Annotated in this window: 4 protein-coding genes; 1 reads left to right on the top strand and 3 read right to left on the bottom strand. The window is 63.7% G+C overall.

Annotated elements, in window-relative coordinates; translation table 11 throughout:
* Positions 1–216 precede the first annotated feature (216 nt).
* From era to lepB, 3 genes are read right to left on the bottom strand one after another with little or no spacing between them, the layout of a single operon-like run.
* Complete coding sequence (gene era / locus ACP5E6_RS14255) at positions 217–1,104, bottom strand: GTPase Era (protein WP_427955001.1); 888 nt, start codon at positions 1,102–1,104, stop codon at positions 217–219.
* The gene (rnc, locus tag ACP5E6_RS14250) at positions 1,101–1,769 is read right to left on the bottom strand and encodes a ribonuclease III (RefSeq protein WP_427954999.1); all 669 of its coding nucleotides are present in this window, start codon (positions 1,767–1,769) and stop codon (positions 1,101–1,103) included. Before rnc ends, era begins: the two co-directional genes overlap by 4 nt.
* Positions 1,766–2,524: a signal peptidase I gene (lepB, locus tag ACP5E6_RS14245; RefSeq protein WP_427954997.1), complete on the bottom strand. Its 759-nt coding sequence runs from the start codon at positions 2,522–2,524 to the stop codon at positions 1,766–1,768. Before lepB ends, rnc begins: the two co-directional genes overlap by 4 nt.
* Positions 2,525–2,677: 153 nt before the next feature.
* Between lepB and ACP5E6_RS14240 the strand changes: the two genes are divergently transcribed.
* A complete protein-coding gene (locus ACP5E6_RS14240) occupies positions 2,678–3,919 on the top strand; it encodes a D-alanyl-D-alanine carboxypeptidase family protein (protein WP_427954996.1) in 1,242 nt (413 codons plus the stop codon).
* Positions 3,920–3,943: the final 24 nt, after the last annotated feature.

Below are 3,943 nucleotides of genomic sequence, written 5' to 3'. Positions count from 1 at the left end.
CCGTCGGCAAGGCCGCCAAATTCGTCGGCCAGCAAGCGATCCAGCTGCACGGCGGTATCGGCGTCACCATGGAATACAAGGCCGGCCATCTGTTCAAGCGCCTGACCATGATCGAGATGCAATTCGGTGACGCCGATTACCATTTGCGACGCCTGGCCGCCTAGAGCGATATGCGATTATGTTGCCGCTGCCGCGTCAACTTAATCGCATATCGCTCTAACCCTCCAACCCCAACGCCCGCAACCGCGCCGATTCCTCATCCCACCCCGGCCGATCCTTCACGTTCAGGAACAGATGCACCCGCCGGTCCAGCAAACGCTCAAGCTGGCCGCGGGCCTTGCTGCCGATCGATTTGATCTGCGCCCCACCTTCGCCGAGCATGATCTTTTTATGCGCCACCCGCGCGACATACACCGTCACCTCGATCCGCGCCGAACCATCCGCCATATCCTTGAAACTCTCGGTCTCGACCGAAGCGCCGTAGGGAATTTCCTCGCGCAGCTGCATGAAAATCTGTTCGCGCACCAATTCGGCCGCCAGCATGCGGTCGGTCTGGTCGGTCAACTCGTCCGTGGGGTATAAATGCGGCCCTTCGGGCATCGCCGCCGCCATCGCATCGAGCAACCGGTCGATCCCGTCGCGCTTGAGCGCGCTCACCATGAACACCTCGGCGAAACTGCCCATCTTCGCCAAAGTCTCGGCCAACGGCAGCAGTTTCTCGCGCGCCAGCAGATCGATCTTGTTCAGGATCAACCAGCGCTTGCGCCCGGTGCGGGCCAACGCCTCCAGCGGCTCGACCAGATCATCGGGCTTGGCGCGAAACGCATCGACCAGCATGCACGCCAGATCCGCGCCCGCCACACTATCCCACGCCGCCGCCACCATCGCGCGGTCCAGCCGGCGCTTCGGCGCGAACAGGCCGGGTGTGTCGATCAACACGATTTGCGACTCTCCGCGCATCACGATGCCCGAAACCCGGAACCGCGTGGTCTGCGCCTTCGGTGTCACGATCGAAACCTTCGCCCCCACCGCCTGATTGAGCAGGGTCGATTTGCCGGCATTCGGCCGGCCGAGCAGCGCGACATAGCCGCAGCGTGTCGTCATGATGTGAGTCGATCCAATAAAATACGTGCAGCGATCTGTTCGGCCTCGCGCTTGGTGCCGGCTTGCCCCTCGGCGAAATCCGCCCCAATCGTCACCCGAATGTGAAACTTCGGCGCGTGCGATGGCCCGGTGCGCGCCATCACGGCATAGGCCGGCAGCACCGGGCCGCGCGCCAGGGCAAATTCCTGCAAGGCGGTCTTGGCATCCTTCGGCGGCGCCGAATCCTGCGCATCGATCCGCGGGGCGAAGGCACGGCGAATGAAATTGCGCGCCGGCGTCAACCCGCCATCGGCATAAAGGGCGCCGATCAAGGCTTCCAGCGCATCGGCCAGCACGGTCGAACGGTTGCGCACGCCCCGCCGCGACTCACCCGGCGACACATCGAGCAGATCAGCCAGCCCGATCGCCTCGGCGATCGCGGCGAGCGAGGGGCGCGACACCAGATGCGCGAGGCGCGGCCCCAAGCCGCCTTCCCGCTCGCGCGGATAGCGCTCGATCAACCACTCCGCGATCAGCAGGCCGAGCACACGGTCGCCGATAAACTCCAGCCGTTCGTTCGACGCCATGCCCCCCTGCCCCACCGCGGAGCGATGCGTCAGCGCCTCGGCCAGCAATTGCTTGCGGCTGAACTCATGGCCGAGCAGCGCCTCGGCCTTGCTGCTCATTTAATGACCGTGAACAGCCGGTCCCACCGGATATCGACCGGCCAGTACCACACTTCCCACCACGGATGATCGAGCCGGATCGAAAACCAGATGAACCGGGCGCGGCCGACGAAATTCTGGAGCGGAATATAGCCCACGGCGTCGAGAAAGCGGGAATCCTCGCTGAAATCACGATTGTCGCCCATCATGAACAAGTGATCGGGCGGCACATGATAGACCGGCGTATTATTGGCGAAACCCTGGCTGGTCGCCTTCAGAATATAGTGATTAACGCCATCCGGCAGATGTTCGATGTATTTCTTGACCGTGATCGGCACGCCCTGGCCATCGTCGAGCGGGGTCTCGACATAGGTGCCATCCGGTGTGCGGGGAACTTCGCGGCCGTTGATATAAAGCTGCCCGTCCGTGACCTGAACGGTATCGCCCGGTTCACCGATCACGCGCTTGATGTAATCGATGCTGGGGTCGCGCGGCAACGCAAACACCGCGATCTGGCCCTGTTTGGGCAGCGAGCCGAAAATGCGGCCCTTGAAATCGGGTTCCCCGAACGGGAACGACCAGCGCGAATAACCGTAATTATATTTGGTGACCAGCACGAAATCCCCGGGCAGCAGAGTCGGCGTCAGGCTGCCGGAGGGAATGAAAAACGGCTCGAACAGGAACGAGCGGATCACCACCGCGATCACGACGACGTAGAGCAGCGTCACGATCCATTCCTTGATCACGCCGCCGGTGGATTGGGGTTGTTGCGCCATATTCGATCAATTCCTATGCGGATGCAGCTTCAACCGTGCGGGGCGCCGGAAGTCAAGGAAGCGGCGGTGCCGCGCGCCGCCACGCCTGCGTGATTTGCGCCGACACGGCGGGGGATTGTAGGACGGGGTCCCACCAACCGCCCGGACCATGACATGAAGCGCCACACCGCATCACTCCTCAGCACCATCGCCCTGCTCTCGATCGCCCTGCCCGCGATCGCGGCGGTGCCGCCCCACAAGGGCAAGCCGGCCGGCCATGCGGCCAAAACGGCGTCAACCCCGGCAATTCCCGCCGGGCCACCGCCAACCGCCCCTCTCGCCGTCGCGGGCATGGCCGCGCCGCCGCTGCTGCCGGCCCAGGCGGCCTATGTGCTGATGGATGCTGAAACCGGCGCCGTGATTGCGGAAAAATCGCCGAACCTGGCATGGCCGCCGGCCAGCCTGACCAAGCTGATGACCGCGTATCTGGTCTATCAGGCGATCGCGCACGGCACGTTGAAACTCGACCAGACCGTGCCGGTCAGCGACGCCGCCTGGCACACCGGCGGCTCGCGCATGTTCATCTCGCCGGGCATGACGGTCACGGTCGACCAGCTGTTGCATGGGCTGATCATCGATTCCGGCAATGATGCGGCGGTGGCGCTGGCCCAGGCGGTGGCGGGCAGCCGGGCCTCGTTCGTCGGGTTGATGAACCATGAGGCGGCGGCGCTGCATCTCACCGGCACGCATTACGTCAATGTCGATGGCCTGCCAGACCCGACGCTGCGGACAACGGCGCTGGACGTCGCCCTCCTGTCCCGCGCGATCGTGACCAAATACCCGGCATATCTCAAAATTTCGGTCCACAAGCACTATACCTTCGACAAAATCCGCCAGCGGAGCTGGAATCCGGTGCTGTTTCGCGATCCAACGGTCGATGGGCTGAAAACCGGCCGCACGAACGAGGCCGGGCACTGCATCGATGCAACATCCGTGCGCAATAACCGGCGGCTGATCGCTGTGGTGCTGGGCGGGCCGAGCTGGGTCACCAGCACCAACGACATCGAGGCATTGCTCGATTACGGCTATCAATTCTACACCGACGCCACCGTGGTCAGCGCCGGGCGAATCGTGGGGTCGATGCCGGTGCCGGATGATCAGGTCACCAGCATTCCGGTCGCGGCGGCGCATGATGTGGTGATGACGGTGCCAACAATCGCCGCCAAGAATTTCAAGACGGTGGTCACTTATGACACGCCACCGAAAACCGCGATCGCCAAGGGAGCAACCGTCGGCACGATCACGGTGAGCGCCGAGGGCAAGGTGATCGCCTCGGTTCCGGCGGTGGCCATGGCATCGGATCAACCGGCGGGGTTCATCACGCGAATGGAACGGGCGCTGAAACGGGCGCTGTGACCACTCGCTGTGACCGGGCGCTGT

It is taken from the genome of Acidiphilium sp., from assembly GCF_049977125.1.
Taxonomy (GTDB): domain Bacteria; phylum Pseudomonadota; class Alphaproteobacteria; order Acetobacterales; family Acetobacteraceae; genus Acidiphilium.
This window is presented reverse-complemented; position numbering and strand designations above follow the sequence as displayed.

Excerpts from the sequence above, each read along its gene's own strand:
- era (WP_427955001.1), bottom strand. The coding sequence starts at position 1,104 with ATGACGACACGCTGCGGCTATGTCGCGCTGCTCGGCCGGCCGAATGCC.
- rnc (WP_427954999.1), bottom strand. The coding sequence starts at position 1,769 with ATGAGCAGCAAGGCCGAGGCGCTGCTCGGCCATGAGTTCAGCCGCAAG.
- lepB (WP_427954997.1), bottom strand. The coding sequence starts at position 2,524 with ATGGCGCAACAACCCCAATCCACCGGCGGCGTGATCAAGGAATGGATC.
- ACP5E6_RS14240 (WP_427954996.1), top strand. The coding sequence starts at position 2,678 with ATGAAGCGCCACACCGCATCACTCCTCAGCACCATCGCCCTGCTCTCG.